The following is a 26888-nucleotide window of genomic DNA, read 5'->3' as shown; positions in this document are numbered from 1 at the left end:
TCTTTTTTGTTGGCATTCGTCGGTGTTGTCTATGAGCTCAGTTTTGCGCAAATGCTTTCGGCGACATTGGGTAATACAGCTCTTCGCTATGCCACGACGATCGGACTTTTCACCCTCACTCTCGGCGTGTCTTCTTTATTGTATGATCGTTGGAAGATCGCTCTTTCATATTTGCAAATCTCTCTTGTTGCCGTCGGAGTTGTAGGACCGTGGTGGATCATGGCGACAGATCCAAAGAATTTTCCGGAGTCTTTTTATTTTGCGGCTGAAATTTTAAGTTATCTTCCTATTATTGCCGCGGGATTGATCTCAGGTTTTGAGTTGCCTTATCTCATGGACAATGTGCCGTCCAACCGTAAATCTTTTATTCTCGCTTGGGATTATTTCGGAATGTTTATAGGGACTTTGATTTTTCCTTTAGTCCTTTTGCCAATGTGGGGTGTGGCAAACAGTCTTTATTTTTGCGCGATCTTAAACGCCATTGCGTTCTTCTATATATTTGCAAAGCCGGAGGTTAAGACGTGATCATCTACCTCCTTTCCTTTCTTCTTTCTTTTTGCAGTATCAGCTATCAATTTGTAATTGCTCGCGTGCTTATGCAGTTTTCCAATGATGAAATTTTAAGTCAGTCCATCACGTTGGGATTTTATTTAGTCGCGATGGGATTGGGATCTCAAGCGGCGGGGTTTTTAAAAAAGAAAAGTGAACGCCATACACTGTTTATGTTGGAAATGGCATTGGCATTGGTAGGACTTTTCCTCGTGCCTCTTCTTTATTTGTCTTACACATTTTTATCTGTGTTTTTGTATCACTATCTGCCTTTTTGGACGGGGTGGGGACAAGGGGCGGAAAAAGTTTTTCTTTTACAGGGCTGCACTTTGCTTGTCGGTTTTTTAACGGGCATGGAGTTGCCTTTGCTTATCAAGCTGCACGAAAAGAATACCGGTAAGAGTTCCTTCAATCGCATTTTAGGAATCAATTATCTGGGTGCTTTGGTCGGATCATTTGCCGTCTCGCTTTATCTTATTCCCCTTTTGGATTTAGCGCGAAGTTCAGTCCTAGTTGCTATTTTAAATTTTATCGCGACTGTTATTATCGCATTCGGAGCACGAAAAGCTCTCTGGCGATGGGGAGCCACGGTTGTGGCCTCAGCCCTGTTCTTTATAAGCGCTGCGCAGACATTGAAGTACACGGATGTTATTGAGCAGGCTTATATCAAAAGCTTTTATTCAGAAACTCGGGTGCCAGAAATTTCCGTGAGAGCTGTGAAAAACTTTTTTCTCTACATGGATGACTTTGCTGATGTCGACCGTTACGTCACCCCTTATCAGATTATAGATACGGTTCCTGATAAGTTTATGAAGTCTGGTGAGGATATAGGTGACTTCTCTCTTTATTTGAACATGCAACCGCAATTTAGTCGTCTTACGCAGCGAACTTATCACGAGTCTATGGTTGAAGGGGCTATTAATCTTTCTAACACTCATCCTAAAGAGGTGCTTGTTCTTGGTGCCGGTGATGGTCTGCTGGTCGCGGAATTATTAAAACATACCGACATCGAAAAAATCATTCTTGTCGAGTTAGATCCTTTTATGATTCGTCTGGCAAAAGAGCATAAGGATATCAAAGAACTCAATCGTGGATCTCTTTACGACCCGCGCGTGGAAGTAATTATTGGTGACGCCTTTAATTACATTCGTAGAACGAAAAAAGTCTTTGATGGCGTGTTCGTTGATTTTCCATTTCCGGTCAGCTATGAGTTGGGCAAACTTTTTAGCGTTGAATTTTATTCGGCCTTAAGTGCCGTGATTTCTCCTCAAGGTTTTTTTGTGGCTGATGTTCCGATTTGGCGAGGGATAAATGCCGCTGACCAAAGACCTCGTCCTGCTCCTCAAGATATTGTGCTGAGCTCTTTGCGCGCAGCGGGTTTTAATAACGCTGTAGTTTATGGGCCTATTGAAGCTTTTATGTTTGTTTCAAAGAAGTCTCAAAAGCCCGTGTTTAATTACGATTCATTGTCGCCGTGGTTATCAAATGCGACGCTGTTAAATTTGACGATCTTAACTTCTGTTACAGACAAAGCAGATGTTTCAGAGAAGAACGTGAACAGTATTTACCGTCCGAGGAGGTTCCGATGGTAAAATGTCTTCAGCGTCTTCTTATCGCATTTTGTCTATTGCTAAGCTCTCAGGTTGTGGCAGTGCCAATCTCTATGTACATGGACCCATCGACACCGGGCTATTACAAGCTTGTGCTCAGTCGCCTTTTGCAATGGTACGAACAAAAAACGGGGGCACCGATTGTCGAAAAGCTTTCACCTGAAGAACGCAAGTACGTCCAGTACTGTCTTGAGCATATGTCCGATTGGGGTTATCAAGTGTCGCCAAACTCCTCCTGGAATTATTTTCGTCTGACGGCATCTTCTGATAATGGCAAACTAAAAACCCGCCGACTTGCGATCGGTCCCACGGCTTGGAACAGTGAGGCCGAAAAAATGGCGGAAGCTATTTTTCGTAAAAGAAATATTCATCTCTTAAAAGGAAAAAAAGCATCTGATCTTTTGTGGCTGGAATGGAATCTCGATGAAAATGTCTTTGCAGTTTATTATAAAGAATCTCTTTCTGACATAAGGACATCTATTCCTCATCCTGAGCTTTATGAGGAAAAAGCTTTGCGTGGAGTTTTCTATCGCAACAATAAACAAACGGCTGAAAAGTTTTTTGTCTCTTACAAGAAGAATCCTGAAGAGCTGAAACATGAAGTGATCTTTTCTTCTCGGGTCATGCAAACAGTAGATGTTATTGCCGACGGCAAAAGGGAAGCGCGAATTTTAGAGCTTCGATCTTTTGATGATCGCTTTATGAAAGGACCCATTGCCGCTTTGGCTGACGCCATTTTAGGCGAGTTTAATATGCCAGCGGACTCAATGCTCTATCGGTCCTCCGAAGACATGGAGCTGTATTATCCATGAATAAACAACGGCTGCACCTTATTGATATTGTGAGATTGCTGTCGTTCATCCCGATTGTGCAGTATCACGCCATCAGCCAGGTCTACACGGATACTTATGCGGAGCCTTACAACGTAAGCCTTCATAAGGGCACCTTGTTTGATTTCATAGTTGAAATCTGCAAGCCGCTTTCGTTTTCAGGATTTAGTATCGTCATTTTGTCGTTCTTTCTTTTTGGTCGGCAAAATCTTTCGACAGAAAAAACGCGTCGACTGGGGCTTTTAATTGGCGTTGGAACGCTCTTTCTGCTCTTCACTGGTCTTGGAGGTTTTTTCTCCGGAATTTTTTGGGAGTGGGACATCTACGAATTTTTGCTTGTCTCGGTTGCTTCCGTTCTGGTGTTGCAGCGCTATCCGAAAGCTTTAAAAGCTCTCGGCATTTTCGGATTTTTTTTGACGTGGATTTCGTTTTTTCATTTAGCAGAAAATGAAAGCATTCCCCTTGTGATTCGTTCGATCCTTTTTGGAGTGTGCGATAACGAAGGGCGAGGCGGTTGGGCTTTGCTTCCTTGGATAGGCCTCACGTGGTTCTGCTTTTATCTTGGATCTTTATCGAAGTCGTCCCTGCAGCCCGAATTGAAGAAAGGTTTTTTGAAAAATGAAATCTTCTTTTGGTCGCCGACTTTAATTGGAAGTCTTTTTTGTTGGGGCGCTTTTTATTCTGTTCCTCTGAATCAAAATTTTTATTGTTTCGTCTTTAGGCAAGAACCCATCGTGTGGTGGTCTCACCTGATTTGGATTTTCTTCTTAATGCGGGTCTCTTTAATAGATGCACTTAACGACAGACTTCACAGTTTTTCTTTCGTGCGCTGGATAAGCGGTCTAAAACTTTCCACGCACTTTGGCCTTTGTTATTTGATTCAGCTCTTGTATTTATTTGTCGGATCGTATTTTTCTGACGATTTTACCGATCATCCTGTCATTTACACTGTGTTTACTTTGTCCATTCTACCAGTGACTGAAGGGGGGACACGCTTTTTCTTAAAAGCAGTTTCCGTCTTACGTCGTCAGCGGGAACTCAAAGGTGAAACAGCATGACGTGGATTTTGGGAACTTTCCGCAAGGATTTTTTGTGGCTTTATTTTCCGGGATTGGCGGCGCTGGTTTTAAGTTTCTTCGTCATTATGCCCTCTCCATCAACGGCATTTTGGATTTACACTTTCGTCGCTTTGCAGTTTTTTGATTCAGGACATGTCTACACGACTCTGTGGCGGACGTATTTAAATCCTGAAGAGCGCCGTCGTCGTCGTGCCTATATCTTTGCGCCCGTCTTTTTCTTTTTGCTATTTTGGGCTTGGGCCTACTTTCAGATGCCGGGCCTTGCGGCTTGTATAATTTATGCCACCATCTTTCACAATGTACGGCAGTTTTTTGGTATTCATAAATGGTATCAGCGTCTCAATGGAAATCACGTAAAGTGGGCGGATTATTTTTTGTACTTTAATTGTTTTATGCCGTTTGTAATCGCGCACTTTCGCACAGGGCCCGTATGGAATTATGATTATTCCGAGCAAGACATTTTCCGTTTCCCGAATGAAGTTATCTATAAAACTTTTTTGATTTTCTACTTTGTCGGCATCACATCCTGGTTGGTTTACGAAATTTTGTTATTTGCAAAACGCCGTGAAGGAAATCGTTTTCTATCTATAGCTTTTCCCACAGTTCTTTACGGTGTGTGTTTTATATGCGGCAGAACGGCTGCAGAGATTGTTTTTCCGCTCGTGATTGCGCACGGAGTATCTTATTTCGGACTGATGTCGCTAGCCCTTTCTAAGACGCAAAAACGTTTTAGCAATTTACAAATAGGAACAGCCGTCGTTTTGCTAACGGCGTTGGGGTTTGGGGCTATCGAAGGTGTATTTGAAGAGTATTATCTGGATTTATCAAATGCGACGCTGGCACCTTTGATTGCGCTCTATCTCACGCCTCTTTTTTGTCATTACTACTTTGATGCTTTTCTATGGAAGAAGACACATCCGGAGAGTATCAAGATTTACGCAAACGTCTCGGGCCATTGAGTTCCCTGAAGGACGATATCCACAATCTTTTCCAGACCTGTTTTATCGGCTTCGTCAAAACGATTTAAAATCGGTGCATCGATATCTAAGACGCCTAGCAATTTTCCGTTATGAATCAGTGGAATCACAATCTCTGAACGGGAAGCGCTGTCGCACGCAATGTGTCCTGGGAATTGATCAACATCAGGTACAAGCTGGGTTTGCAAAGTTTTTGCTGCCGTTCCGCAGACACCTTTACCTAAGGCAATGCGTGTGCACGCAGGAAGTCCTTGAAAAGAACTTAAAAGAAGTTCGTTCTTATGCAAAAGATAAAAACCCACCCAGTTGATGTCAGGAAGATGTTGATTGAGCAGTGCTGAAATATTCGCAAGATTCACAAACCATTCTTTTTCAAGAATGCCAGCAGCTTCCGAATGAAGTTCTTTGTAGAATTTAGATTTATCTTTATAGCTGATTCGCGCATGTGTCGTTTGCATGCGCTTAGAGGTATCACAAAATCTTAGAACTTGCGAATAAGTCCCACAACAATTCCACGAATGGAAACTTCTTCAGGAGAATACCACATGGATTTCATTGTTGAATTGGATGGGCGAAGCTCCACCATTTTTTCGTTAGAGCCACTGTCCGGACGTGCGCGCAAATATAAACGTTTTACCGTGGCTTCGTTATCAACGGTGGCCACAATAATATCGCCATTGCTTGCGGATTCTTGTTTTTGCACAAGAATAATATCTTCATCAAAAATGCCATCTTCAATCATGGAGTCCCCTTGCACTTTAAGTGCAAAAGACTTGGAAGGATTTCGAACCATGGAAGGAGGGACATCCACGAACTCATCGTGTTTTAAAGCCTCAATAGGTTGACCCGCCGCCACTTTCCCAAGAAGGGGAAGGGACAGGATCTCGTCACGAGCCTGGAGGAGCTGAGAGCGAGGAGACCCTGTCTTCGTCGAGACTGATTTTGATTGGAGCTGCTCTTGGATTGTTGAAGCCGAGTGCAACACCTGGATCGCTCTTTTCTGGCCCAAAGGATTTTCAATATATCCTTTGTTAGTTAACTGCTTCAGATAATTCTGAACCGAATTAAACGAAGCCAGACCGAAGTGATCCTTAATTTCTTGATATGACGGAGAAACTCCTGAACTTAAGATATGGTTCTCGATAAATTCGAGGACCGATTTTTCTTTAGGTGTCAGTGGTGGGAGGGGCTGTTTCTTTGTCATAACTTACATATGAACTTACAGTGTAAATAATATGTAAGTCAATAGCCTTTTTTAAAATATTTTAGCAGGTCCAGGTTCTCCGCTGTGGGAAGTCATACTGACATCCATTTTCCGAGCTTCGATAATCCTCTCATCTAAAAAGGAGGTCCCATGTCTACAACGGAAGTTGCAAAAAAGTTGGTTGAATTCTGTCGCCAAGGCAAAAACCTGGATGCTTTAGAAAAACTCTATTCAAAAGATATTCAGAGTATTGAGGCCGTCGATATGCCCGAGGCTCCTCGCGAAATCAAAGGCATCGAAGGCGTCCGCAAAAAAAATCAATGGTGGCTTGAGAATATGGAATACCACGGCGGCTCCGTCTCTGAACCTATGGTGCACGGGGATCGCTTTACGGTTCATTACAATTACGACGTCACACACAAGAAAACCGGCAAACGCTCTAAGATGGAAGAGATCGGTCTTTACACGGTTAAAGACGACAAGATCGTGAAGGAAGAGTTTTTCTACCAATAAAAAACTCTTCCTATAAAATTAAAGAACCTGGCTTACACAACGATCTAAAGAATCCTGAGTATAAGGCGACAAAGAGACAACAGTCTTTCCTGTCGCCTTGTCTACGTTCTCCGTATACAAATCTGCCACATCACTAATACGCTCGATCATGCAACCGGCACGGCGCTGGTGCGACCCTACTTCCATTTTGACTAAGCACATGCGATTGCGCAAAGAGCAGCGGACATTCTCTACATGCACTTGCGCGGGATTGATTTGGTTCATGGCTTCAACAAGAAGAGTTTCTTCTTGGGAAGAGATAAATGCATGAGCCGGAGAGCTTACCAAAGCTAGGATGGATGTAAGAGAAAGAATAAATGATTTCATAGAAGCCTCCTTGTTTCGAACTAACGCTTCGTTAAGTCAGTTCTAGCAAGGGACCCTATGATAAGTAAAAGGCATAGAAAGAATTCAGATATTCACAAGATGAATATCTAATTATTCCGCTTTAGCACATTCTTTTTTGTTCTCAGGGCAAGCGGGCTTTTCAACCTCTGCAACAACAGGCTTTGCCTCCGAGGCGATCTGTCTTGATACGACCGGACGTGGTGTTGTATTTTTCGCATAACTTACCGGGGTCATCGAGCAATTCTGATAAAACAGTATCACGATGGGATTTATCACTAGCATCGCTACGAAACTAAAACTACCACGGTTCATCATACATCCTCCCACTGAGTCCTATTGGTCACACCCTTTACATTACGGACGAAAGGCATTAAGACTTTAGTCAGTTTGTAAGGATTCTCAGCTTGGGGCAGAGAAAATGCAGGAATCGCTCTTTTCTCATCTTGAGAGTTGCAAAAGACCTGGGATAATAGGGATGTGAAGACGGGGTATATGAAAACATTAATATTAAGTCTGATGTTTTTGTCAGTCGTATCGGCGCGAGCCGATTTTTCTAATGTTCCACAAGACTGCTTGAACGATCTAAAAAAGTTTCCGGGTGTTTGGGATGACAAAATGCTCAAACAAGCTTGTGAAAAAGTAAAAGTCGATTCCATCTGTGTCAGTGCAGAGGGACGGCCTATTTATCACTACGATAAAATCTCTGCGACTCCAGGTGCGAAAAAAGTTTTGGTATTCAGCTTGATCCATGGAGATGAAACTCCAGCGGGAACTGTGGGGCGTTATTGGATGGAGCGTCTTGAGGGCATTGATCCACGCAACTCATGGCGCGTGATTCCGGTTTTAAATCCTGACGGTGTGAAATACAAAACTCGCACGAATGCGAACAAGATTGATATCAATCGCAACTTCCCAACAAAAGATTGGACGACAGGAGCGATTGAAAACTGGAAGCGCACAACAAAATCGAATCCACGTCGTTTCCCTGGTGCGGAAGCGGCGAGTGAACCTGAAACAAAATGCGCTCTTCACCATTTAGAAGATTTCCAACCGGATTTCGTAGTTTCAGTGCATACGCCTTTAAAGGTTTTGGATTTCGACGGACCGAAAGTGTCTCCGCCACCAAAATTTGATTATCTTCCATGGAAATCTTTGGGAAATTATCCGGGCAGCTTGGGACGCTACATGTGGCTTGAAAGAAAAACACCCGTGTTGACAATGGAGCTTAAAGAAAATCTTCCGCCGAATTTACAGCCGTTTGAAAAGTTGCAAGACATCATCGGTTCACTTGTGAAGTTGGAGACTGGAAAAGAGAAGGCGGCAACCGCTTCTTCTCCCACGAACTTTCTTCCTGTCGCATTAGAACATTAATCTAAAAATGGAAACGGGGCTCAATCATTCGATCAAGTCCCGTCTCGGACGACTCTCATAGAATCTAAACATTGCGAATCTAAGACTTCTCTTAAGCATCGCTTTCTATCTTCCTGAGAGCTCGTTTCTATCTTTCCGCTTTTTCTGAATCTCTTGTTTCTCTCTACGAACTCAGTATAACCCAAACTTCAAAAAAGAAACCACTGGGTGCCAAAAGGCATCAACATTTATATGAGAAAACTCTGTCTCAAATACCTTCTCTATAAAGGCATAAATTCAGCGTTTTCTCCCGGTCTTTGGTAAATACATTTGTCATTTGTCGCTGCTTATTTTCTATAAGCTTTGTGCAAACCAAAGCGATACGTGAACGTCAGATTGAATAAATTTGAGGTTAGAGGATAAGCGCCAGAAAGTTTTGTTCCTGGTGCGCTCTTTAATTCAACGTTTCCATATTCAAAACCGACATCCAAATTATCAACGCCCCAAAAGTTGCGGCAGCTCGTTCCCGCAGTCCAACCTTTCACGCCACGAACGTTGTCGTAAGTGAATTCTCCATCGGGATCTTGGCTGTTATTTTCAAAAATATGTTTGTTCAAATAAAAGTCCCAAGAGCAAAGACGTGACTCCAACCCACGATATGCAACTTCAACACCGTGAGCACTTGATTCCACTTGAGGGCCGTGGCGTCCGTCACCGTTGCCGGCTTTGTTGCGATTAAAGTCAGAACGGAAGACGCGAACTTCGGCTTGTCCATATTTGGAAGTGAACATGTAACCCAAATAAGTCGTAAGATCGTCTTGGGATCTTTTTTGGCCTGCATAGCTGCCCGTGTCTCCGTGACTTCCAGTCACGCCGATATAAAGATCGTGATTCTTTAAGTACGGCGATGATTTTTCAAAAACCTTGCGAAGTGCATTGGTGATTCGAAGTTCCATCGTACCTGCATAAGAAGGATATGAGTTGGCACGCGAGTCCGCAGGATCAATATTGGATTCGCCTTTAAGGCCATCACCATCAATCACACTGAAAGAGGCCAGGATCACGCGATCTAATTCTTCTTTCAATTGATAGTTCATTTGAATCCCTTTGTCGTAACGAACCATGATGCCGTAAGGGGCTGTCATATAGTAACGACTTGGTTTTCCTTTCAAAGGATCCAAGCCACTTGCCGGAAAACTTCCTGCAAGAACGGTGACGTCCTGAGAATTTGTGACAGCGATGTTGGCACCGATGTTAGCTAAGATCCACGGACGATCGACAAATCCATCCGCACGCAGTCGATTGGAGTTGTGATAATTCTGTTCATTCTTTTCGTTGTAGTTCAACACTTCATCGCGAGGAATGGCGCTGACAGAAATAAAGATTTCTCGAAAATGAGGATTGTCGTAAGCCTTTGTGACTTTGACATCTCCTTCAACGACAGTGTCTCCCACTGAGCTTTCATTGCCACCGCCTTTGCGAATGCCATTACTTAAAATAGCGGCCACGTGTGCAGAGGCTGAAGCATCAATACAAACGCCGTCCGAATAGATGCCATTGCGCGCATAGCAGCCGTAGGCATCTTGGTTGTTGAGATCCCAAGTTGTTGTGCTGGTGGCGTACGCGGCAGGGATAGAGGCGCATAAAATTAAAAATGCCGAAAGGGCTTTCATAATATCTCCTTGTGTGATGCGCAAGGCTAACAACTGTGAATTAACATAAACAGTTAAATAACAGACATAAAAGATATGCAATGACGAGGCCCACGGAACATGAATTTCAAAAAAGATAGAAAATGAATACTAACTATTTTAAGAGTGAGCGGCGTTTTTTATTTTTCCGCGAACAACGGATCGGTGACGAAAGATGTCTCCTCAGAGACAAGGGGAGGCGTGTATTTTTTAGGGTCTTTGAGGAAAGGATCTTGAACGCCATACTGAATTTTGAGTTTGTGAAAGAACGAACGCTCTTTTTTTAGAAACTCATCGAACTCTTCGAGCACCTTGGAATATTTGATTGTCGAGAAATAATAAGAGGAGTTGATGAAAGGTAATTTGTCGGCAAGAACAAGCATCTCATCGGACTTTACGTGGGTTTTCAAATAATAGGCGGCGACCAGAGGATTGAGATAAGCTCCTTGGACTCTTTTGTTGAGTACCATTTTTAGGAGTGCTACGACGTCACTGTGTTCGTACATTTTAATTTTCTTTTCTTTGACCAAATCTTTGTACTGAATAGGGTCAAAGCCTTTGATAATGCCAATGGATTTTAACTGAGCTAAAGAAATTTTTTTATTTTCGGGACGGACAACGATACCGTCGACATAAGTGACCACCGGTGAGCTGAAAAGAACTCCTTTTTTGCGTTGGTGTTCCGCATCCCAGTATTCATTATTGGGATACATAAAGTCGACTGTGGCATCTTCCAAAAAAACCTTAAACATGCGGGGAATAGAAACTGCTTTATATTCAAAGGTGTATCCCTTGGCTTTTGCAAAGGCGGTAAGGACAGCTTCGCCGAATCCGGCAAAGCGCCCTTTCACAAAGCCCGTGTGGGGAAGGTAATCGTATTCCCCGACGCCGATTACAAAATAATTTTCGCCGCGTTTGAGTTCCAAAGGAGTAGCTAGCGAAAAATTCGCAAATCCAAACAAAAACAACAAAACAGACAAAAAGCAATTCTTGATCAGCAAGCGGCTCTTCCTAATAAGCGAAAAGTTTTTTAAGTTCTTTATCAACCTCAGGCGTGATGTTCACCTTAATAGCGCCGAGATTTTCCTGCAATTGTTCAATGCTCGTGGCTCCAAGAATCACACTTGTCAGATTTTCTTGGGCCGCCAACCAAGCCAAAGCCAATTGTCCTCGCGTGCACTCTAAAGCATCGGCGATCTTTTTCATGTCGCGCACTCTTTGTACATTTTTGTCGGTATAAAAAGTGTCCTTCAACCAATCAATGCGGGAAAGACGCCCTTCGCTGACTCCCTCGTCATATTTTCCTGTCAACATTCCCGAAGCTAGCGGGGACCATGTCACAAGGCCCATGCCGTGTTCCTTCGCTTTAGGTCTAACATCTTTTTCAAATTTTTCACGAGCAAGAAGACTGTATTGAGGTTGTTCGATTTGCGGCTTGTAGTAGCCGCCCTTTTCACAGACGTCCATCGCTTCTTGAATTTGTTCTCCTGTCCATTCACTCGTGCCCCAGTACAGAATTTTTCCATGATGAATGAGGTCATCCATAATACGCACAGTTTCTTCAACAGGAGTTTCAGGGTCGTAGCGGTGGCAAAAATAAATATCTAAATAATCAGTGCCAATGCGCTGAAGACTTTTGTTTACGGATTCAAGAATATGTTTGCGAGAAAGGCCTTTGTCGTTGATGTCATCGCTCATGGGCCAAAAGACTTTGGACGACACAACCAGTTCGTGACGAGGAAAATCTTTGAGCGCGGCTCCCATGATTCTTTCGGATTCACCTTTGGCGTAAATGTCGGCGATATCGAAGAAATTAATTCCTGTTTCATAGGCCAGACGTAAAATGCTTCGCACAGATGTGAAGTCCTTCACAGTACCGCCGAAGGTCGTCCAACCTCCTAAAGAAAACGAGCTGAGTTTAAGTCCGCAGCGACCGGCGCTGCGGTAAGGCATATTTGGATTGAACATGAGGGCCTCCTTCAGGAAGAAGACCCATTATCTTAATGAAGAACTGGATGTTGCAAGTAATGATTGATCTCAATGATCCGATCTTGTTGGCTGATAACAGAATCCTGAATTGCAACAAGCTTCGTCAGAAGATTATCTTTCGCTGCTTTGATGGCCTCGAAGATGTCTTGGTGGACTCCCTCAGCTTCCACAGTCGTCCCACTTTCGTTCAGGACTATGGCTATGCGGTAGAGTTTTTTGAGACCTTCCCTTGTAAACTCCTTGCCATCTGTTTCATACTGAAGCGCAAGTTTCTTGGGGTCTCTTGCCACGACAGCCACGACAGTTTGTGGGGTAACAAAGGGTTCAAACTCGGAGATCTGCTGGTATATAAAAGACTTAACTTCCGGGTTTTGTTCAATAAGTTGTATGGTGGGATTTAGAAGAGTCGTCATAGGCGGCCTCCTTTTCCTCTAGTCTTATTGTAACAATGGGGTCTAAATTTGTCTGGTCAAGTTAGGGAAGAAGCAAAAAATAATTTGAAAACGAATAGGATTGCATTAGAATCCGTTCCCTGGACCTATGTCGTGTGTCAGGATGAGATGGAAACAAAACCCGAAGTAAAGTTAGATTTATCTTGGAAAGAGCGTCTTGAAAATGAGTTCGAAAGCGAACGCATGAAGAAGTTGCGCGCCTTTCTTGTGCAAGAATACAAGGCGGGAAAAACCATTTATCCTCGCGGCGAAGAATATTTCGCAGCGATGAATCTTACGCCTTTTGATAAAGTCAAAGTCGTGATTGTGGGACAAGATCCTTATCACGGTCCGGGGCAAGCTCATGGGCTTTGTTTCTCTGTGCGCGATGGAGTTCGTTTTCCTCCGTCTTTGCAAAATATTTTTAAAGAATTACAAGCCGACGTTGGCGCGCAAATTCCCAAAAGCGGTTCATTAACCAAGTGGGCAGAACAAGGTGTTTTGCTTTTGAATGCTGTTTTGACCGTAGAAGATGGTAAAGCAGCCGCCCATCAAGGCAAAGGATGGGAAGAATTCACGGATAAAATCATCCATGTTCTCAACGAGCAAAAAGAGAATCTGGTTTTTGTCCTGTGGGGCTCTTACGCACAAAAGAAAGCTTCGTTTGTAGATCGCAAAAAACATTTTGTGATCGAAGCTGTTCATCCGTCACCTTTGTCAGCTCACCGCGGGTTCTTCGGAACAAAACCTTTTTCCAAGGCCAATGCGTATCTGCGCTCTAAGGGAATTTCTGAGATCAATTGGGATCTCACGAAATAATCTCCATAAACGACTTCAAAGCGGGCGAAAGAAATGTATCCTTACGACGGATAAAATAAGTGGGCACAATCGCCGCTGATTTTTTTAATCCGTAGACTGCGATATTGTGCGACCAACGAGCTTTCCAAGTTTTTTCTTCGCTAAAAGCCTTTGGCAAAAGAGTGATCCCTAATCCCGCGCCGACACAAGCTAAGATGCCGTCAAAAGATCCCATCTCCATGACTTTCACTTGTGTGATGTTGTGTTCAGTCAGAATTTTTTCTAAACGGCGGCGGTAAGAACAGCCCGTGCAAAAGACATATACTTTGGCTTTTTGATTTCTCAAAAATGAAAACGGATCTTTGGCTGTTTTCGGTATATAGAAAACCATTTCTTCTTCAAAGACTGGAAAGGACGCTAAAAGCGGATCGTCGACATTGCCAGAAACAAACGCACCTTCCAGATTTCTTGCGAGAACGTTTTCAATGAGAAACTCTGTCGTTCCCGTGACCAATGACAAGTCTACGTCGTGATGTTTTTTTCCATAATCTGAAAGAATATTGGAAAGGCGAAGAGCCGCTGTCGTTTCTGGGGAGCCAATGCGCAAAGCTCCTTGAGGAGTGTCTGTCTGTGCGACGATTTCCTTGGCCTCGGCTAAGAGATCGTGGATCTTTTCTGCATAGGGTATAAGGCGTTCTCCAGCGGAGGTCAGGCGCACGCCTTTCTTGTCGCGATAGAAAAGAGGAACGCCAAGCTCTTCTTCCAGAATGCGGATGCGAGCGGTGATGTTGGACTGAACGGTATTAAGGACCTGGGCGGCTTTAGTCATGCCTCCCTCGTGGGCAACAACCTTAAAGACTTGAAGATCTGAAGCGTTCATAAAATCCTTTCATCATTAAAAATGATTAAGACCATATTTATAAATCATTTTACCAGATCAAAAAGAAGGTCCACAATAGGAAAATCTTTTGGAGGTTCTTTTATGAACAAGTGGAAGTGGCAGTTCTGGCTTGTCTTTGCAGCTGCGTTTTCAGTTTTCTTCGCTATTGCAGTTTTAATTCCGGTTCTTCCGCTGTTCATTCATGAAAAGCTTCGTTTGGGAGATGTCGCTGTCGGCGTTATTATGGGCTTGCAACCGACGGGAGCCGTGGGATCGCGACTTCTTGTGGGACGAGCGACGTCTAAATTTGGAATCTGGCGAACGCTGGCATTTGGAACAAGTCTTTGTGCTTTAGGCAGTCTTCTTTTTCTTCTTCCGGCTTCGGATGTGGTCTTTGGTGTCGCTCGTTTTCTGCAAGGCTTCGGCGAAGGTTTTACTTTTACCGCGGGAACGACCTGGGTGATTGCGACAGCACCTAAAGAGCAAAAAGGAAAACTGGTCAGCCTCTTCGGACTTTCTTTATGGTTGGGTGCAACGATAGGTCCTATGGTCGGCGGATTTATTAACAGTGTTCAGGGATTTTTAGCGGTGGTGGCTGCCGCCATTCTTCCGCCATCCATCTTCGGAGTTGTTGCATTCTTCCAGGAAAGCATTCCTCTTGGTTCTTCTGAAGATAAATCAGTGGAATGGATTCCTAAAGAATCTTTGGCTCCCGGATATACTTTGGCATTAGCTTCCACGGGCTTCGTCGCGGTTTCTACATTCGGTGCCTTGTATTTCTCTTCACGCTCTTGGAATTATGGCGCCTGGATGGTTGTGGCTTACGGTTTGGGATTTGTTCTGATGCGAGTTTTCGGAGGACATTGGATTGATCGCTACAGTAGTTCGCGTGTGGCTGCAAGTTCCGCGTCGTTAGCGGCATTAGGAATGCTCTGTGTGGTTGTGTCTCCATTTTGGCTCTTGACGGTGTTTGGATCTTTATTGGGAGGACTTGGTTTGGCGCTCATGTATCCTGCGCTAGCGATTGAATCTGTGCGCGGTGTGGAACCTGCTCGCCAAGGCAATGTACTTGGTTGGTACACGGCTTTCTGGGATCTCTCACTTTTAGGAAGTAATTTCCTTTTTGGTTGGCTCGCAGCTCAAAAAGGTTATCCGTCCGTATTTCTGGTAAGCTGTTTGGCTTCTGTTCTTTGCGTTGTTTTTGTTGCGACACGTTCTCAAACTAGAGTGCTTAAAAGCTTTTGATAAAAAACTTTTCCTTGGCGGGAGAGCTGCTGCTCTCCTTTGTGGATGAGGTAAGTTTTGTATTTTATTTTCTGACCGAGTTCCGCAAGGTGAGCGACCTCTTTGATATTTTGATGTTGTGATAATACCAAATCTGGAACGAAGCCCACGCCCAGACCTTGCTGAACCATACCAATAATGGCTTCCCAGCTTTCCACTTCCACCGCAATTTCAGGAAGCTTTGAAAATTTCTTTTTATAAATTTTCTTTAATTCCTCAACGCCGGGACTCTCGCGTGTTGCCATAAATGGAGCTTTGTCTGAATATTTCTGGCTGCTCGATTGAACACAGCAAAAAGCGCCTTCCTGAATAAGTTTTTTTTCGACACCGCGAACGTTTCCGTCATCAATCACAATGCCTAATTCGGCTCGGCCCTTTTTCACTTCATTTAGAATAAAAGCGACATCACCAATTTGAATGACAGGCTTAAGAAGGGGATGAGAGTCCTTTGCTTTCTTAATCACAGAAGGTAAAACAAATTGTGCAATGGTGGCTGAAGTTGCCAAAGTAACGTCGCCACTGATTTCATTCGCCGTACTTCGAAGGTGTTCTTTAAGTTCCGTGACCTGTAAAAACAGGCTTTCAGCTTTTGAAAGCAGAGCCTCTCCTTCTTGAGTCAGCTTAAAACGGTTTTTTTGATGAATAAGAAGATCGCAACCTAAGGCCTCCTCTAACTTACGAATCCCCTGGCTCACTGCAGATTGAGTCACGTGATTTTCTTTTGCGGAGGCAGCAAGGCTGCCGAGTTTTGCCGCTGAAACGAAGTAGCGAAGGTGAATCAGATTTAAATCCATAATTAATAATACTTACTTTTAAAGTTAAAATAATGAATTTTACTAATTTATCGAGGTGCATTATTTTGCGCGCCACAAGGAGACGGTATGAAATTTTTGTTGTTGGCATTTTTAATGGCGTTTTCAGTGCAAACATGGGCTTCAATCAACCCAGTTTGCGAAGTGAATGGAAGCAAAGTCGAGCTTTTACCGGTGGTCCATCCAAACGCTGATCTTGCAAGTTATGTATTTGATGAAGATGTAGAGAATTTTCACGTAAGAATTGTGATGGTGGAGTTTTCTTATTTTACGAGCATTAAAGCGGGAAGCTATAGCTTTACGCAAAATAATGAAGGTCCATTTTTCTTCACAATTGCACTTCCGCAAGGAAAACTAGAAATTCAGTGCCATTAGAATGATCTCACTTTGAACCGTTGAGGGTATGGACGAAGGTCGGGCTCTAGCTGAGCCTGGCGTCGCCGATAAGAATATATCTCAACCTTAAAGGAGTGAATCATGAAGTGGATTCTTGTAGCAGCAGTGACTTTGGCAGCCACCATGGGAATGAACTCAGCGGAGGCCCATTCAAAGGCCCGCAAACCAGCCAGCGCTGAACAACAGCGTACATCCGTGAATGATGTGGTTAAAAAATTGCGTGAAGACGACGAGGGGCTTGTGGTTCTTTTTGTGAAAACCTCAGGATCCTATTATTTGCGACGAGATGTGGCAGAGTTTGACGCCTATAAAAAGAAACTTGAAGAAAGTTTGAATGGTAAAAAGCCCGTGAGCGTCACGGTAGAGGCGACTCAGCTCAATATTCTTGAAGTAAAATAAGCCTCTTTGTAAACTGGTCTCCGTCAAAGGAGACCAGTATGAAATTCCTAGTTATTTCCCTTCTTGCTCTTTCATTTTCGTCTGTTTCACTAGCAACGACAAAAGAAGACGTTCAGCAAAAAACAACAGAAGCGGCTTCTGCGGCAGCTGATTATACTAAAGAGCAAAAAGAACAATTCCAAAAGGACATGGAAAACAAGTTGGCGGATTTGAAGAAAGAAATTTCTGAAATGAAGGCCAAGGCTTCAGAGAAAAGTGGCGAAGCTAAAAAAGAAATGAAAGCGCAAATCGCCGTTCTTGAAAAAAAGCAAGACGAGATGAAAAAAGATCTTTCTAAACTTAAAAAAAGCTCTGGCAAGGCTTGGTCCGAAATGAAATCTGGCATGAGTAAAGCTTGGGATTCGTTGTCAGAGTCTTACGAAAAAGCCAAAGCTGAATTCAAAGAATCTAAATAATGAAAAAAAGCTCTTTGCTCTTTTCTAACGAGCTTCCGCGAGTTTCTGAATTAGGTGAAGAACTTCTGTTGATTTACGACGAAGTTCTTCCCAAAAAATCACCTGCATTTAAAAAATGGATGAAGCAGTTTTCTTTGTCTTACGGTGTTCGCGCCGGAGAAGAATTGAAAGCTGTTGAAAAATTCCCGGCACACATTTTCAAAATCGTTCAGCTTTGCGAAAACACCTCCAGCCGTCGTTTGACCCTTGTGGTTGCTGGCGGAGGAAGTGTTGGGGATTTTGGTGGATTTGTTGCCAGCATTCTTAAGCGCGGCGTGAAGCTTGTGCAAATGCCTAGCACGTGGCTTTCAGCGATTGATTCTGCTCACGGCGGGAAAACGGCATTAAATGTCGGATCGGCTAAAAATCAAATTGGCACTTTCTATCCTGCGGATAAAATCGTATTGGTCCGTTCGCTTCTTATTGCGCAACCTGAAGCTCGTGCATTTGAAGGTTTCGGGGAGCTTTTGAAAATTTCCTGGATTGCCGGTGGCAAACTTTGGGCGGATCTTTCTAAAGAATATGAAATTACGTCAGCGACGGTTTGGAAATACTTGGCGGCATCCATAGATGCTAAAAACAAAGTCGTTTCTAAAGATCCTGAAGAAAAATCCGGTCATCGTCATATACTGAATCTGGGACATACGATGGGGCATGTCTTAGAGGCGTATTACAAACTTCCTCACGGTGTTGCTATAAATTACGGTTTGGACTTTGCGCTTCGATGGAGTGTAGAAAATAAAATCATGACCGTGAGCGAGTATGAAAAAATTCAGCGCTCACCGGTGGTGGGATATCTGCTTTCTCCGTTGCGTGACGAGCTTCTGCAAACAAAAGCTTCGCTTTTAAAAGATTTTAGAAAATTACTTCTTAGCGACAAGAAGAAAACAAGGTCTGAAACTTTGCGTTTTGTTTTTTTGAAAAAACCCGGTCACTGCGTGATTCGCGAAGTCACGGTCGATGAAGTGTTAATGGAAGTCTGCCGTCAAAAAGAGGAAGAGCTCAATGGCTAAGCTGCACTTTCAAGGTGAGATACCTGGATCGAAATCCGTTTTCAATCGCGCCTTGATTGTGCAAAGTTATTTTCCGTCTTTAAAGCTTCAGGGGTTTTCGGAATGTGATGACGTTCGTCATATGCGCGAAGGCTTAAAACACCTAAGTGATCAAAGTGTTATTGACTGTGGCGAGGGTGGGACGACATTTCGTTTTATGGCATTACGCGCGTCCCGTAATCAAGGTATGCACAACTTAGGGGCTACACGCCGTCTTTTGCAAAGACCGCAAAAAGGTTTGGTTCATCTTTTAAGTCAGCTTGGTGTTGAAGCCGAACTTTGTGAAGACACAATGACTGTAAAAGGAAAGGGCTGGAAAAAACCTTCTGCGCCTCTACGTGTGGATATGGCGGAATCCAGTCAGTATGCTTCGGCTTTAGTATTAAATTCCTGGAATTTGGATTTCGATTTGGAATTTGAATTAGTAGGCGGAAAAAATTCGGAATCTTATTTCTTGCTGACCTTAGAAATGGTGAAGTCTTTAGGAATGCAAATTCAGAAGACTTCGCAAGGTTATATTATTCCAGCTGGGCAGAAGATTCACAAAACGTCGTGGACGGTCGAAGCCGATGTCAGCTCGATGTTTACAATGGCCTCAGCGGGCGCTCTTGCGGGTGAAGTCGTGATCACCAACTTTTCAGAGAAAAGCACACAACCCGATATCGTGTTTTTAGATGTCTTTAAAAAAATGCATGTGAACTTTTCTGTGCAGGGTTCGACACTAACTGTGAAAGAAACGACGTCACTGGAACCTCTGGATTTCAATCTTTCTCAGTCACCAGATCTTTTCCCAGTTCTGGCTGTGCTATGCAGTTGGGCTCAAGGGACTTCAAAACTTTATGGCGCACCTCACTTAGTGAGTAAAGAATCCAATCGTATTGCCCGGGTTTCAGATCTTTTGAGTTTAGTGGGCGTAAGGCATGAGTCTTTGCCAGACGGCATGATTATCCACGGGAATACTCAGCAAAAGCCTGTGCAGGGTGTGAAGTTCAATCCCGATAAGGATCACCGTATGGTGATGGCGGCCGCTTTAATGAAATTAAAAGGCCACGATATCACCATTGAAGAACCTCAAGTTATCAATAAAAGTTTTCCTGAATTTTGGGACATGATAGGAATCAAACCATGATTACGGCTGTTGTTGGACATCGCGGAACGGGAAAAACGGAGTTGATGAAGCGTTTGATGCTTTACACTCGGGATTCGTCCGTGGACTTTATCGATCTGGATATTGAGATCGAAAAAAAGATCGGTAAATCCATTCGTGAATTATTTCTTGAGCACGGCGAAACCTATTTTCGAGAAATGGAAAGACAGCTTTTCTTAGAAATTCTGCAACGACCGAATCAAAATGCTTATTTGGTTCTTGGAGCCGGGTTCGATCTTTCCGTGATTCCAGAAACGGTCCGTGTGCTTTGGGTGAAAAGAAAAACAGATCTAGACGGAAGAATTTTTCTGAATCGGCCACGTTTAGAGCCCGATCTTTCACCGCTTGAAGAATTTCATAAGCGAGCAGAAGTGCGTGAGCAAAGATATCATGAGCGCGCCGACGAAGTTTATTTGATGCCTGAAGGTATGTTTGAAAATCGCCATCATGCCATGGCGATGGAAAAAATGGTTCTGACACACACGCTTGAAGACGTGGGTGGGGGATTCACGATTCTACCGGATTTTTTTGCAAGCGAAAAAAGATGGTCCCTTTTTAGAGCCCGTTATGCGAGCCGTGGGCTGGATTTTTTTGAATTGCGTGATGATCTTCTTTCGACAGAGCAAATTCAGCGTGCGCTTCAAGATTTGCCCAACGATAAATTTATTTATTCCTTCAGGAAGAACCAAGATTGGAATTCTTTTTGGAGTGATTCCGCAAATGTTGAAATAGTAAAAAAATCCACTTGGATCGATTGGCCGTGGGAACTGGGAACACCTGAAGATATTCTTCATCAGGTTCCTAAGGACAAACTGATTCTGTCATTGCACGACCGTACTCATTTTAATGGGTGGGGGCGTTTCGAAGACAACGTCGCGCATATGAAGTATGCCCCTGAAGTATCTAACTTTCAGGAGTTATCGCAAGGTGAAGAGTGGCAGAAAGCCTTTTCGACAAAACGCAGTTTTTTGCCACGTTCTTCTTCTGGTCGTTGGGAATGGTATCGCCGTTTTAAGAAAGGTCAGCAGCTTATTAATTTTTGGAAGGAAGACACCGGCAGTGCTGGAGATCAACCGTCTTTGTGGGCCTGGCTTATGACGCCTCAAAAATCGCAGAAATTTGCTGCTGTCCTTGGCGATCCCGTGGCGCACAGCTTTACTCCTATGGAGCATTCTGATTTCTTTCATAAAAAAAATCTTCCTGTCTTTGCTATTTCTATCCACAGAGATGAATGGAACGAAGCTTTGCCAATACTAAGAAAGCTCGGACTTTCATACGCAGCAGTGACATCTCCACATAAAGAAAATGCTGCGAAGCTCGTGCCGTCTTTAGAGCTAAAAGCACTCAACACGCTTTATTGGAATGAAAACGAAAAAATGTGGATGGGAACTTCTACGGACGATCAAGGTTTTGCCGAACTCATTGAAGGTGTTGGAATGATCGCGCCGCTGCAAAAAGAAATATTTGTTTGGGGTGGCGGCGGTGTTTTAGAAATGATCCAAAAAGCTTTACCTCACGCAAGTTATTTTTCCTCGCGCACAGGAAAACCTCGTGTTGGAAATGAAGATGCTGCAGATCTACAACCCAAGATTTTGATCTGGGCTGCTCCTCGTTCGTCAGAGACATTGATACCGCCAGCATCATGGAATCCAGCGATGGTATTCGATTTAAATTATAAAGAGGACTCTCTGGGGCGCGAGTACGCACAAAAGTGCGGAGCCAATTATCAGTCAGGACTTGTGATGTTCACAGGTCAAGCACAAGGCCAAAGAATTTTCTGGAAAAACTGTGAGGAGGCGCTATGAGCGCAAATCAAATCGGTTCCCGTTTTGTGATAACAAGTTTTGGTGAAAGTCATGGAACGGCTTTAGGAGTCGTGATTGACGGATGTCCTGCGGGTGTGAAGTTTGATGAGGCTCTTTTAAAAAAAGAGTTGGAGCGTCGCCGTCCTGGTCATCATGGTTCGGGACAAATTGTTTCAAGCCGCCAAGAGACAGATACGCCGGAAATTTTAAGCGGCGTTTTTGAAGGGCAAACTTTAGGAACTCCGATTGCCATGATCGTGCGCAATCAAGATGCACGCTCGCAAGATTATAAAGATATTAAAACAAGTCCTCGCGCAGGTCATGCCGATGACATGTGGAAAAATAAATTCGGTCACAGTGATCATCGTGGCGGTGGACGCTCTTCCGGTCGCGAAACCGTATCGCGTGTGATGGCCGGTTCCGTAGCACAAATGATGATGAAGCATGTAAGTGCACCAACAAAGGTCCTTGGTTATGCTTCACAAATTGGTCCTTTCACGTTGTCTCAAGAAGAGCGTGAACAAGTCACATCTAAAAACATTGATTCTTTCCAGGCGCGCTTTCCTTCAACACGCGATCATGAAGTTGATGCTTTGCTAAAGAAGGCGCAAGAGCAGGGAGACAGCTATGGTGGCGTCGCTGAAATTCTGATTCAGAATCCGCCCGGTTATTTAGGACAACCTGTATTTCATAAATTGAAATCTGATTTGGCGCAGGCCTTCTTAAGCGTAGGTGCCACGAATGGATTTGAGTTGGGTTTAGGTTTTGATGCGGTTGCAGTAAAGGGTACGGACTTCCACCAAGGCTCACAAACTGCCTATGGCGGTATTCGCGGTGGAATTTCAACGGGTGAAAGCATTTTATTGCGAGTTTCTTTTAAACCGACAAGTTCCATCTTAGATGTCGCTAAAAAAGGTCGTCATGACCCTTGTATTGTCACCAGAGCTATACCAGTTCTGGAATCTATGACATGGCTGGTGTTGGCAGATCACTACTTATGGTCTAAAACGGACCGTATCTAAAGAGGTATAAAATGGTTTCGGATATTTTTAATCCAGAGTGGTGGACAGAAGTTCAAATTCCTGGCGTGAAGTTTCAGGATATTACTTATCATCGTGCGAAAGATCAGGGAACTGTTCGTATTGCTTTTAATCGTCCTGAGGTTCGCAATGCTTTTCGTCCACAAACGGTGGATGAACTTTATACGGCTTTAGAACATGCGCGTATCACGGCAGACGTCGGTGTTGTTTTGATCACAGGCAATGGTCCTTCTCCTAAAGATGGTGGATGGGCTTTCTGTTCTGGCGGTGATCAACGTATTCGTGGAAAAGACGGATACAAATACGAAGATAAAGAAGCTGTTGGAAAAATGGATTTGGCTCGTTTGGGTCGTTTGCATATTTTGGAAGTTCAGCGCTTGATTCGTTTTATGCCTAAGATTGTGGTTGCCGTAGTTCCTGGTTGGGCTGTCGGTGGCGGTCACTCACTTCATGTGGTTTGTGATTTGACCCTTGCAAGTAAAGAGCACGCGGTCTTTAAACAAACAGATCCAGACGTCGCAAGTTTTGATAGCGGTTACGGTTCAGCTTACTTGGCCCGCATGGTTGGGCAAAAGCGTGCGCGTGAGATTTTCTTCTTAGGTCGCAATTACTCTGCTCAAGAGGCTTTTGAAATGGGCATGGTCAATGCTGTGATCCCTCACAAAGATCTTGAGAAAGTGGCGTTGGAGTGGGCTTACGAAATGAATTCAAAATCACCAACAGCGATGCGCATGTTGAAGTATGGATTCAATCTTTGCGACGACGGTTTGGTGGGTCAGCAATTGTTCGCCGGGGAAGCGACTCGCTTGGCTTACGGAACGGAAGAAGCTGTCGAAGGCAGAAATTCTTTCGTAGAAAAACGTCCTAAAGATTTCTCTAAGTTCCCTTGGCACTACTAAGTCTTTTAAAATGGGTTTGGGTTCGCCAAACCCATTATTCCTTATAAGAATAATAATCTCTTTACCATGCAGATGACATAAGATCCGAATGTCGGCTAGAAGTTCCTCGTCGAGGAGACTTTATGAAAACGATTCTTTTCTTTTGTTCCGTGTTTTTTGCGCTAAATTCCTATGCCAAAGTGGAAGTCCTTTTTCATCCACACGATCCAACTTTGGAAAAGATCGCTACTTGGATTGAAGAGGCACAAAGCACCGTTGATATTGCCATGTACAATATGGAAACTACATCGGCGTCCCCAGTGATTAAAGCTCTCCAATCGCCTTCAGTGCAGAAACGTATTCAAGAAGGAAGTCTTCAAATCCGTTTGATCTTTGAAGGGTACGCGACGCCAGAAGAAAATGAAAAGAAGATGGCAGCTCTAGAAAGCCTTGGCATTGACGTTCGTTATTTAGGAAAATCTGTAAAGGTTCATCACAAGTTTGCCGTTATCGACGCAGGTCTAAGCAATCACAAAGTGATTACTGGGAGTGCGAACTGGTCTCTGTCTTCTTACCGTAACTACAATGAAAACATCCTGTTCTTTACTCAAGAAAATGAAATCACAAGCCGCTATCTGCAAGAGTTCAATCGTCTATGGATGAACTCCAAAGAATTTGGTCAGCACTCAGATAATAACGAAACAAGTGAAGTGAGCTTCTTTGACCAGGGCGATGTGGAAGTGTTCTTTAATTCACCTCGCACATTGGATAAAAAATCAAACGAGCCATCGCGTCTTACCGATCAAGTGGTCCGTCTTATTAACGAAGCTCGAAGCGAAATCAAAATCGCAACAACGCGCGTGCGCTTAAAACCAGTGCTTGAGGCCCTGCAAGCGGCGGCCAACCGTGGTGTGAAAATCTATCTTGTGATTAGCCAAGACGACTTCATGGACATTGGAAAAAGAGCGCAATACCTGTTAAGCAATCGCAACCTGCAATTGCGAGTGAAGTTCTACAATTTGGAGGTTTCGGAATACATGGCCTTCCAAATGCACAATAAATTTATGATCGTCGATAATGCCAAAGTTCTTTCAGGATCTTTCAATTGGTCCGAGAGCAGTGAAAAGAGCCATATCGAAAATCTGGTAGAACTCAGTGGTCAGGCCGCAGATGATGTTCTTCCGTCTTACAACAAAGAGTTTAATGATCTTTGGAATATGAATCGCGAAAGCTTAAAGCCTCTCAGCGATTACTTGAAAACTTCCAGCAAAGTCTCCTGCGCAATCAAGCCGATGGCTCTGAGTGTTTCCGAAATTCGTCAGGTTTTGAAGCTCGTAAAAAATTGTTCTCAGGACTAAAGCTAAGATCCCTATTGCGAGAATTTAAAGAATAGGGATCTTTATCCATAACTCTTTGTGAGTTGTCTCACTTCAGTTAAAACCGCTTCCTGTGCGGACTTTACAGAGAGAAGATAGAGCCATGAAAAAGCTCTCTCTCTTCGTTCTTTTGGTTGTTATGATTGGATTGGCATTCTGGGGATGTCCGACCAAGAAGTACATTCCTGATCCGCATCCGCCTCAACCTCAAGTCTCCAACTACGAAGAACTTCTTAGCTTAGAAGGAAATGCTCCACCCGTCGGAGTTCGCGTCGAATTTCGTCGCATGTTAGCGATGCAATGATTTTACTTAACGATGCCTTTATAGATGTAAGCGATGCCGCCCGTAAGAGACACATACTCACAGTGAGAGTAAGCACCACTTTCTTTCATAAGGCCCAAGAACTCGTCACGGCAAGGGAAAGCCGCTGAAGACTTTTGCAAGTATTCGTAAGCTTCTTTTTGACCTGTTACGAGACCACCGATTTTAGGCAAGATATTCTGAGAATAGAAATTGTAAAGCGCACCAAAAACAGGAACGTTCACTTGTCCGAACTCAAGTACCATCACAGTACCACCTGATTTCGTCACACGTCCCATTTCGCGCAAAGCCTTCACCGGGTCACCGACGTTGCGAATACCAAAAGAGATACTGCAAACATCAAAACCTTTATCAGCGTATTGAAGTTGCGTGACATCGGCTTGTTCAAACTTGATCTCAAGACCGCGTTCTTTGGCTTTGCCAGGAGCAGGGATGAGCATTTCTGCGCAGAAGTCTGTTCCAACCACTTCGCCTGTTGTGCCTACAGTTTTTTTAAATTCAATCGCAAGATCGCCCGTGCCTGTCGCGCAATCCAAAACTTTATCGCCGGTTTTGGCGCCACTGTACTTAACTAACTTTTTTCTCCACAAGTGGTGAATGCCCATCGACAAAACGTTGTTCCCTTTGTCGTAATTCGCAGCCACTTTTGAAAACATCGAGCGGATGATTTCCGGATTTGGAGAATGTTTAGTTTGCATGAGGAGCCACCTTATGAAGAGGTCTGTCGATCGCCGTAAGAATCTTATCAAGCTTCGTCATCATGTTTTTAAAATCATCCAAAGTCAGAGCTTGCATGCCGTCAGAAAGGGCTTCTGCCGGGCGAGGATGAACTTCCACGATGATGCCGTCAGCTCCCACAGCCGCAGCAGCGTAAGCCAAATCAGGAACTAAGGCGCGAATGCCCACAGCGTGAGAAGGATCTACGATAACAGGTAAGTGAGAATTCTTTTTCGCAAACGCCACGGCATTAAGATCCAAAGTGTTGCGAGTCGAAGTTTCAAAAGTACGAATACCACGCTCACACAAAATCACGTTCGGATTTCCACCGACAGTCACGTACTCCGCCGCTTTAATCCATTCCGTGATCAAGGCTGCAAAACCGCGTTTTAACAACACAGGTTTTCTTTGCATGCCCAACTCTTTAAGCAAAGCATAGTTATGCATATTGCGAGAACCGACTTGGAAGCATTCAACGATGTCGTAAACCTCTTCGATTTGACGAGCGTCTGTCACTTCAGAAACAAGTTTCATGTTGGTCTCTTTGCAGACCGCTTTGATGAAGTCGAAAGAATTTTTACCCAAGCCTTGGAAGTCTTTTGAAGAAGTGCGCATCTTCCAAATACCGCCACGAAGAATGTGCGCGCCGGAAGCCTTCACACCTTTCGCTGTTTCCATGAACTGCTCGTAACTTTCGATAGAGCAAGGCCCAGCCATGACTGTGAAGTTAGATCCGCCGATATCATATCCACCGATATTGACGATTTGGGTTGAGGGAGTTGTTTGCATAGTTGGCATTTCCATAATACGACTTCTTAAATGGAACGGCAGAATAGCATAACGCTCTCGGGCATTACAAACTTTTTGGAGGCAGGGGC

Annotated in this window: 31 protein-coding genes; 19 read left to right on the top strand and 12 right to left on the bottom strand. The window is 43.8% G+C overall.

Translation table 11 applies throughout. The annotated features are described in order from the left end of the window. Positions 1–9: 9 nt before the first annotated feature. The 5 genes from AAAA78_RS16575 to AAAA78_RS16555 are packed head-to-tail and all read left to right on the top strand — an operon-like array spanning position 10 to position 5027. Positions 10–525 carry a hypothetical protein gene (locus tag AAAA78_RS16575; protein WP_340593217.1) on the top strand — a complete coding sequence of 172 codons (516 nt, stop codon included), beginning with the start codon at positions 10–12 and terminating at the stop codon, positions 523–525. Next, positions 522–2141: a spermidine synthase gene (locus AAAA78_RS16570; RefSeq protein ID WP_340593216.1), complete on the top strand. Its 1620-nt coding sequence runs from the start codon at positions 522–524 to the stop codon at positions 2139–2141. Before AAAA78_RS16575 ends, AAAA78_RS16570 begins: the two co-directional genes overlap by 4 nt. After that, entirely contained in the window at positions 2135–2971 is an 837-nt protein-coding gene (locus AAAA78_RS16565; RefSeq protein WP_340593214.1) for a hypothetical protein, read from the top strand. The genes AAAA78_RS16570 and AAAA78_RS16565 overlap by 7 nt, the downstream gene beginning before the upstream one ends. Next, the gene (locus AAAA78_RS16560; RefSeq protein WP_340593213.1) at positions 2968–4047 is read left to right on the top strand and encodes a hypothetical protein; all 1080 of its coding nucleotides are present in this window, start codon (positions 2968–2970) and stop codon (positions 4045–4047) included. Before AAAA78_RS16565 ends, AAAA78_RS16560 begins: the two co-directional genes overlap by 4 nt. Further along, complete coding sequence (locus AAAA78_RS16555; RefSeq protein WP_340593212.1) at positions 4044–5027, top strand: hypothetical protein; 984 nt, start codon at positions 4044–4046, stop codon at positions 5025–5027. Before AAAA78_RS16560 ends, AAAA78_RS16555 begins: the two co-directional genes overlap by 4 nt. Here the strand turns inward: AAAA78_RS16555 and AAAA78_RS16550 are convergent. Together AAAA78_RS16550 and lexA are read right to left on the bottom strand one after the other, a co-directional pair. Further along, the gene (locus tag AAAA78_RS16550) at positions 5003–5503 is read right to left on the bottom strand and encodes a GAF domain-containing protein (protein ID WP_340593211.1); all 501 of its coding nucleotides are present in this window, start codon (positions 5501–5503) and stop codon (positions 5003–5005) included. The genes AAAA78_RS16555 and AAAA78_RS16550 overlap by 25 nt on opposite strands. 23 nt (positions 5504–5526) lie before the next feature. Continuing rightward, complete coding sequence (lexA, locus tag AAAA78_RS16545; RefSeq protein ID WP_340593210.1) at positions 5527–6249, bottom strand: transcriptional repressor LexA; 723 nt, start codon at positions 6247–6249, stop codon at positions 5527–5529. A 150-nt stretch (positions 6250–6399) separates the two neighbouring features. On the opposite strand from lexA, the gene AAAA78_RS16540 reads away from it, so the two are divergent. Then, positions 6400–6762, top strand: a complete 363-nt coding sequence (locus AAAA78_RS16540; protein WP_340593209.1) for a nuclear transport factor 2 family protein — start codon at positions 6400–6402, stop codon at positions 6760–6762. A gap of 18 nt (positions 6763–6780) precedes the next feature. Here the strand turns inward: AAAA78_RS16540 and AAAA78_RS16535 are convergent, their stop codons facing one another. Beyond that, a complete protein-coding gene (locus AAAA78_RS16535; protein ID WP_340593208.1) occupies positions 6781–7128 on the bottom strand; it encodes a hypothetical protein in 348 nt (115 codons plus the stop codon). A 111-nt stretch (positions 7129–7239) separates the two neighbouring features. Then, the gene (locus AAAA78_RS16530) at positions 7240–7464 is read right to left on the bottom strand and encodes a hypothetical protein (protein ID WP_295900675.1); all 225 of its coding nucleotides are present in this window, start codon (positions 7462–7464) and stop codon (positions 7240–7242) included. Between the two features lie 177 nt (positions 7465–7641). On the opposite strand from AAAA78_RS16530, the gene AAAA78_RS16525 reads away from it, so the two are divergent. Beyond that, positions 7642–8520, top strand: coding sequence for a M14 family zinc carboxypeptidase (locus AAAA78_RS16525; protein WP_340593206.1), 879 nt, complete (start codon positions 7642–7644; stop codon positions 8518–8520). A 326-nt stretch (positions 8521–8846) separates the two neighbouring features. On the opposite strand, the gene AAAA78_RS16520 is transcribed toward AAAA78_RS16525, so the two are convergent. The 4 genes from AAAA78_RS16520 to AAAA78_RS16505 form a co-directional block, all read right to left on the bottom strand. After that, entirely contained in the window at positions 8847–10172 is a 1326-nt protein-coding gene (locus tag AAAA78_RS16520; protein ID WP_340593205.1) for a hypothetical protein, read from the bottom strand. A 158-nt stretch (positions 10173–10330) separates the two neighbouring features. Then, positions 10331–11170: a substrate-binding periplasmic protein gene (locus AAAA78_RS16515; RefSeq protein WP_340593204.1), complete on the bottom strand. Its 840-nt coding sequence runs from the start codon at positions 11168–11170 to the stop codon at positions 10331–10333. 31 nt (positions 11171–11201) lie between these two features. Beyond that, positions 11202–12158: an aldo/keto reductase family protein gene (locus tag AAAA78_RS16510; RefSeq protein ID WP_295900664.1), complete on the bottom strand. Its 957-nt coding sequence runs from the start codon at positions 12156–12158 to the stop codon at positions 11202–11204. A 32-nt stretch (positions 12159–12190) separates the two neighbouring features. Continuing rightward, positions 12191–12592, bottom strand: coding sequence for a hypothetical protein (locus tag AAAA78_RS16505; protein ID WP_340593203.1), 402 nt, complete (start codon positions 12590–12592; stop codon positions 12191–12193). A 147-nt stretch (positions 12593–12739) separates the two neighbouring features. On the opposite strand from AAAA78_RS16505, the gene ung reads away from it, so the two are divergent. Then, on the top strand, positions 12740–13429 hold the full coding sequence (gene ung / locus AAAA78_RS16500; protein ID WP_340593202.1) for a uracil-DNA glycosylase: 690 nt from the start codon (positions 12740–12742) through the stop codon (positions 13427–13429). Here ung and AAAA78_RS16495 read toward each other — a convergent pair. Beyond that, complete coding sequence (locus AAAA78_RS16495; RefSeq protein ID WP_340593201.1) at positions 13419–14288, bottom strand: LysR family transcriptional regulator; 870 nt, start codon at positions 14286–14288, stop codon at positions 13419–13421. The genes ung and AAAA78_RS16495 overlap by 11 nt on opposite strands. Positions 14289–14390: 102 nt before the next feature. On the opposite strand from AAAA78_RS16495, the gene AAAA78_RS16490 reads away from it, so the two are divergent. Then, a complete protein-coding gene (locus AAAA78_RS16490) occupies positions 14391–15533 on the top strand; it encodes an MFS transporter (protein WP_340593200.1) in 1143 nt (380 codons plus the stop codon). On the opposite strand, the gene AAAA78_RS16485 is transcribed toward AAAA78_RS16490, so the two are convergent. Continuing rightward, positions 15506–16366, bottom strand: a complete 861-nt coding sequence (locus tag AAAA78_RS16485) for a LysR family transcriptional regulator (RefSeq protein WP_340593199.1) — start codon at positions 16364–16366, stop codon at positions 15506–15508. The genes AAAA78_RS16490 and AAAA78_RS16485 overlap by 28 nt on opposite strands. 87 nt (positions 16367–16453) lie before the next feature. Between AAAA78_RS16485 and AAAA78_RS16480 the strand changes: the two genes are divergently transcribed. The 10 genes from AAAA78_RS16480 (at position 16454) to AAAA78_RS16435 (ending at position 25275) form a co-directional block, all read left to right on the top strand. Next, the gene (locus AAAA78_RS16480) at positions 16454–16759 is read left to right on the top strand and encodes a hypothetical protein (RefSeq protein WP_340593197.1); all 306 of its coding nucleotides are present in this window, start codon (positions 16454–16456) and stop codon (positions 16757–16759) included. Positions 16760–16861: 102 nt separating this feature from the next. Continuing rightward, positions 16862–17179 (top strand): hypothetical protein, encoded by a 318-nt coding sequence (locus AAAA78_RS16475; RefSeq protein ID WP_340593196.1) that lies wholly within the window; start codon positions 16862–16864, stop codon positions 17177–17179. A gap of 38 nt (positions 17180–17217) precedes the next feature. Continuing rightward, entirely contained in the window at positions 17218–17634 is a 417-nt protein-coding gene (locus AAAA78_RS16470; RefSeq protein WP_340593195.1) for a hypothetical protein, read from the top strand. Next, positions 17634–18686, top strand: a complete 1053-nt coding sequence (locus AAAA78_RS16465; protein ID WP_340593194.1) for a 3-dehydroquinate synthase family protein — start codon at positions 17634–17636, stop codon at positions 18684–18686. Before AAAA78_RS16470 ends, AAAA78_RS16465 begins: the two co-directional genes overlap by 1 nt. After that, positions 18679–19854 (top strand): 3-phosphoshikimate 1-carboxyvinyltransferase, encoded by a 1176-nt coding sequence (locus tag AAAA78_RS16460; protein WP_340593192.1) that lies wholly within the window; start codon positions 18679–18681, stop codon positions 19852–19854. The genes AAAA78_RS16465 and AAAA78_RS16460 overlap by 8 nt, the downstream gene beginning before the upstream one ends. Continuing rightward, complete coding sequence (locus tag AAAA78_RS16455) at positions 19851–21677, top strand: shikimate kinase (RefSeq protein ID WP_340593191.1); 1827 nt, start codon at positions 19851–19853, stop codon at positions 21675–21677. Before AAAA78_RS16460 ends, AAAA78_RS16455 begins: the two co-directional genes overlap by 4 nt. Beyond that, positions 21674–22699, top strand: a complete 1026-nt coding sequence (gene aroC / locus AAAA78_RS16450; protein ID WP_340593190.1) for a chorismate synthase — start codon at positions 21674–21676, stop codon at positions 22697–22699. The genes AAAA78_RS16455 and aroC overlap by 4 nt, the downstream gene beginning before the upstream one ends. A gap of 11 nt (positions 22700–22710) precedes the next feature. Then, entirely contained in the window at positions 22711–23616 is a 906-nt protein-coding gene (locus AAAA78_RS16445; RefSeq protein ID WP_295905219.1) for a 1,4-dihydroxy-2-naphthoyl-CoA synthase, read from the top strand. Between the two features lie 122 nt (positions 23617–23738). Then, positions 23739–24953, top strand: a complete 1215-nt coding sequence (locus AAAA78_RS16440) for a phospholipase D-like domain-containing protein (protein WP_340593189.1) — start codon at positions 23739–23741, stop codon at positions 24951–24953. Between the two features lie 121 nt (positions 24954–25074). Continuing rightward, positions 25075–25275, top strand: a complete 201-nt coding sequence (locus AAAA78_RS16435) for a hypothetical protein (RefSeq protein WP_340593188.1) — start codon at positions 25075–25077, stop codon at positions 25273–25275. A 2-nt stretch (positions 25276–25277) separates the two neighbouring features. Here AAAA78_RS16435 and ubiE read toward each other — a convergent pair whose 3' ends face one another. Further along, on the bottom strand, positions 25278–25991 hold the full coding sequence (ubiE, locus tag AAAA78_RS16430) for a bifunctional demethylmenaquinone methyltransferase/2-methoxy-6-polyprenyl-1,4-benzoquinol methylase UbiE (protein WP_340593187.1): 714 nt from the start codon (positions 25989–25991) through the stop codon (positions 25278–25280). Next, the gene (gene aroF, locus AAAA78_RS16425) at positions 25981–26814 is read right to left on the bottom strand and encodes a 3-deoxy-7-phosphoheptulonate synthase (RefSeq protein WP_295905227.1); all 834 of its coding nucleotides are present in this window, start codon (positions 26812–26814) and stop codon (positions 25981–25983) included. Before aroF ends, ubiE begins: the two co-directional genes overlap by 11 nt. Positions 26815–26888: the final 74 nt, after the last annotated feature.

Source organism: Bdellovibrio sp. BCCA, from assembly GCF_037996825.1.
GTDB lineage: Bacteria > Bdellovibrionota > Bdellovibrionia > Bdellovibrionales > Bdellovibrionaceae > Bdellovibrio.
Note: the sequence above shows the minus strand (reverse complement) of the source record. Positions and strands in the feature narration are given on the sequence as shown.